Annotated in this window: 5 protein-coding genes; all 5 read right to left on the bottom strand. The window is 74.4% G+C overall.

Going from position 1 to position 3826, the window contains the following annotated elements:
• Window positions 1–142: 142 nt before the first annotated feature.
• Window positions 143–481, bottom strand: a complete 339-nt coding sequence (locus AB0E96_RS39420) for a hypothetical protein (protein WP_359831422.1) — start codon at window positions 479–481, stop codon at window positions 143–145.
• 103 nt (window positions 482–584) lie between these two features.
• Window positions 585–749, bottom strand: coding sequence for a hypothetical protein (locus tag AB0E96_RS39415; RefSeq protein ID WP_359831420.1), 165 nt, complete (start codon window positions 747–749; stop codon window positions 585–587).
• Between the two features lie 162 nt (window positions 750–911).
• Window positions 912–2126, bottom strand: a complete 1215-nt coding sequence (locus tag AB0E96_RS39410) for a cytochrome P450 (RefSeq protein ID WP_359831418.1) — start codon at window positions 2124–2126, stop codon at window positions 912–914.
• 164 nt (window positions 2127–2290) lie between these two features.
• Window positions 2291–2524 (bottom strand): ferredoxin, encoded by a 234-nt coding sequence (locus tag AB0E96_RS39405; protein ID WP_359831416.1) that lies wholly within the window; start codon window positions 2522–2524, stop codon window positions 2291–2293.
• Window positions 2525–2794: 270 nt separating this feature from the next.
• A partial coding sequence (locus AB0E96_RS39400; protein WP_359831414.1) for an ATP-dependent DNA ligase occupies window positions 2795–3826 on the bottom strand: 1032 nt, incomplete at its 5' end.

The raw sequence follows: 3826 nt of genomic DNA, 5'->3' as shown, positions 1-3826 counted from the left end.
CTGCACAACCTGCTCCAGGCTGCATGAGCCCGCGGACTGCTGGCCGACCGACCGTGCCTCGACCGCTCAAAGATCAATTACGGGACAGCCCTTAGGGCGTGTCTGACAATTCCCGCCGGGCGTGCGAATTGTCAGACACGCCCTAATGCCTCGGCGGCGCCGGGGCGCCCGCGCCCCGGCCCTCCTTGACGCCGTTCACCATCGCCTGGTGGATGGCCCGCGCGGTGGTCTCGTCGTGCGCCGGCACCGGGCTGCCGGCGACCGTGTACCAGTCCAGCGCGCCGGTGTACTGGACGGTCAGCCTGGCCTCACCGTCCACCCAGGTGGTGTGCACGGTGAGGTCGCCGGAGATCGGACCGACCTCGGCGGTGGTCACTCCTCCGGGGCCGCTGATGATCGATTGAGTGGTCCAGGTCGCCCACGACGTGCGCGGGTCCGCGGGCGGCCGGGCCTGGCGGTTGCCTTGGTCGTGTTCGGTCATGCGCCTATCCTCCCCCGCGGGTGGCTCGCCGCCGGAGCAGCGACACCCGCGGTCGCGGCGACCGCCCGGTTCCACCGGGCGGTCGAGTCGGTACGGCGGACGGTCAGCCGGGCTGGCCGGGCTCGTCCAGCATGGGGGCGCCCTCCGCCCGGGAGGTGTCCTGCGCGTGCAGGTTCTGCATCGAGGGGATGCCCTCCTCGGGGTCCGCGGCGCGGATGTCCTCGTCCTCCTCGGTGCTCACCTTGGACCGGTCGCTCATGTCGGTCATCGCGGGCTCCGTCTCCTCGGCCGGTCCTGGCGCGCCGAGTCGCGGGGCGCGGCAGGACCGGTGGTGTCTCTTCGCCCCTCCAGCCTGCCTCCGCCCCGGGGTTGCGGCCAGCCGAGTGACCGGGGAGAAGCCCGCGGACCGCACCAGGACGCCGTACCGGCGTCACCAGGTGACGGGCAGTGACCGCATGCCGTAGATGAACGAGTCGGTGCGGAACGCCAGCTCGTCGCGCGGGACGGTCAGGCGCAGCCCGGGCAGCCGGCGGAACAGGGTGGCCAGGGCGATCTGGAGTTCGGCGCGGGCCAGCGGCTGGCCCAGGCACTGGTGCACGCCGAAGCCGAAGGCCAGGTGGCGGCGGGCGTCCCGGTCCAGGTCCAGCTCGTCGACCGGCGGCCGGTCGGCGCCGCCGAACATCTCCTCGTCCCGGTTGGCGGTGGAGAGCATCGCGATCACGCCCTCCCCGGCCCGGACGGTGGTGCCGCCCAGGTCCACGTCCTCCAGCGCCACCCGGGGCACCCCGGTGTGGACGATGGTGAGGAGGCGCAGCAGTTCCTCCACGGCGCCGGGCAGGGCGGCCGGGTCGGCGAGCCTGGCGATCTGCTCGGGCCGGTCCAGCAGCAGGGCGGTGGAGAGCGAGATCATGTTGGCGGTCGTCTCGTGCCCGGCGATCAGCAGCAGGAAGCCGGTGGCGGCGACGTCGTGCGGGGTGAGGTCGTCCCGGACGGCGAGTCGGCCGAGGATGTCGTCCTGCGGCTCCGCCCGCTTGCGGGCCGCCAGCTCCTCCAGGTACGCCAGCATCTCGTCCCGGGCGTCCACGCGTTGCTCGAGCGTGAGGGCGTTGCTGAGTAGCGTCCGGCTGATGGTCTGGAAGAACCCGTGGTCCTCGTACGGGACGCCGAGCAGCAGGCAGATCACCAGGGACGGGACGGGCAGCGCGAAGTCGGCGACCAGGTCGGCCTCGGTGCGGCCCTCGGTCATCGCGTCCAGCGCCTCGTCCACGATCCGCTGGATGTCCGGGCGCATCGCCTGGACGCGCTTGACCAGGAAGTCCCCGGTGACCATCCGGCGCAGCCGGCCGTGCTCGGGGTCGTCGAGGTTCAGGAAGCTCGGGTTCTCGGTGATCCGCTCCCGGCTGCCGGCGACCAGCAGCGGGAAGGACGGGTGGCGCACGTCCGCGCTGAACCGGCGGTCGGACAGCACGGTGCGGACCTCGGTGTAGCCGGTGGCCAGCCAGCAGGACTCTCCACCGGGCAGTTCGGCGCGGGTCAGCCGGGCGGTGGCGGCGGCCTCGGTGTACGCGGGCGGCGGGCCGAACGGGCAGCCGGCGGAGTGCCGGGCCGGCAGCGGGAGGGCTGGGACGGTGGGTGTGCTCGTCAAGGCGGGGTCTCCTTGCGTCGCGATGGTTCTCCGGTGGGGGAGGTGGTCGCCGGACGCCCGTCGGCCGTGGTCGCGGCCTCGGTCGCGGGAGCGGTGCGGGTTCGGTGGTGGCTTCGGTTCCGGTTCCCGTCGTGGCCGGGCTGGCCGGGCGGGGCCGGGGCCGGTCAGCCGTCGACCGAGGTGGCCCCGGTCTCCGTCGGCTCGTCCTCGACCACGGTGATGGCGCCGCCCGGGCAGAGCTGGGAGGCGAGTCTGAGGTCCTCGAACTGGTCGGGCCGGAAGGTGGTCTGACGGAGTCTCACCAGACTGTCGTGGTCGTCCTGGTCGAACACCTCGGGAACGTTCGTGACGCACATCCCGGAGCTGCAGCAGCGGTCCCGGTCGATACTCACCCGCATGGTCGGGTACCTCTCGCCAGTGCGCCGCCGGCTGCCCGGCGGCCGCCTCTCGTTGTCATTGCCAACCTAACCGCCGCTGATCCGTCCACGGAGGGTGCGGTCACGGGATCGCCGAGAATGGCCGATTCGGTCCCCGTCGGAGCCGCCGGGAGGCGGGGCAGGTTTGAAGCGGCGCGACCGGGACGGTCGGGTGCGCGCCCCGGCACCCGGCCCCGGCCCATCGCCTCCGGCCCCACCCGGCGCCCGGTCCCGGGCGGTCGCCGGCCCGGCTCACAGCCCCTCGGCGGCGGCGATCTCCCGTACGGTCGCGACGGTATCGGCCTCGGCGGCGGGCTTGTCCGGCCGGTAGCGCACCACCCGGGCGAACCGCAGGGCGAGCCCGGCCGGATAGCGAGGGCTGCGCTGCACCCCGTCGAAGGCGATCTCGACGACCAGTTCCGGTCGGACCCGCACTGTCCGCTCGTCCCGCCCGGTCTCCCGGGCCAGCAGTTCGGTGGTCTGCCAGGCGAGCGTCCCGTCGGTCAGGCCCTTGAAGGTCTTGCCGAGCATCACCCACGGGCCCAGTCCCGGCTCGCCCGCGGCCCGGGCGCCCAGGTGCAGGTTGCTGAGGAAACCGTGCCGGCGCCCGCTGCCCCACTCGGCGGCCAGCACCACCAGGTCCAGGGTGTGCCGCGGCTTCACCTTGATCCAGCCCGCGCCGCGCCGCCCGGCCGCATACGGGACGGCCGGGTCCTTCACCAGGACGCCCTCGTGGCCGAGGGCCAGCGTCTCGCGGAAGAAGGCCAGCGCCTGGTCCGGCTCCCCGGTCTCGACCCGGGCCACCCGCAGGCCGTCCGGCACCGCCTCGGCCAGCGCCGCCCAGCGCTCCCGGCCGGGGCGGTCCACCAGGTCCTCGCCGTCCCGGTGCAGCAGGTCGAAGAAGTAGGCGTCGAGCGGGACTTCGGCGCGCAGCCGGTCCGGGTCCCGCCGGGAGGCGGCGCGTGCGGCGGTCTCCTGGAACGGGCGCGGCCGCCCGTCCGGGCCGAGCGCGACCGCCTCGCCATCCAGCACCGCCGACCCCAGCGGCAGCGCCAGCGCGGCCTCGACCACCTCGGGGACGCGGGCGGTGATGTCGTCCAGGCCGCGGGTGAACACCGCGACCTCCCCGCCCTCCCGGTGCACCTGCAGCCGGATGCCGTCCAGCTTCCACTCCAGCGCGGCCGGACCGGTGCGCTCCAGCGCCGTGGCCACGTCCGGCGCGGAGGCCGCCAGCATCGGCCGCACCGCCCGACCCACCTCCAGGCGGAACGCCGCCAGCGCCGC

This window comes from Kitasatospora sp. NPDC036755, from assembly GCF_040636595.1.
In the GTDB taxonomy this organism is placed as follows: Bacteria; Actinomycetota; Actinomycetes; order Streptomycetales; family Streptomycetaceae; genus Kitasatospora.
Note: the sequence above shows the minus strand (reverse complement) of the source record. Positions and strands in the feature narration are given on the sequence as shown.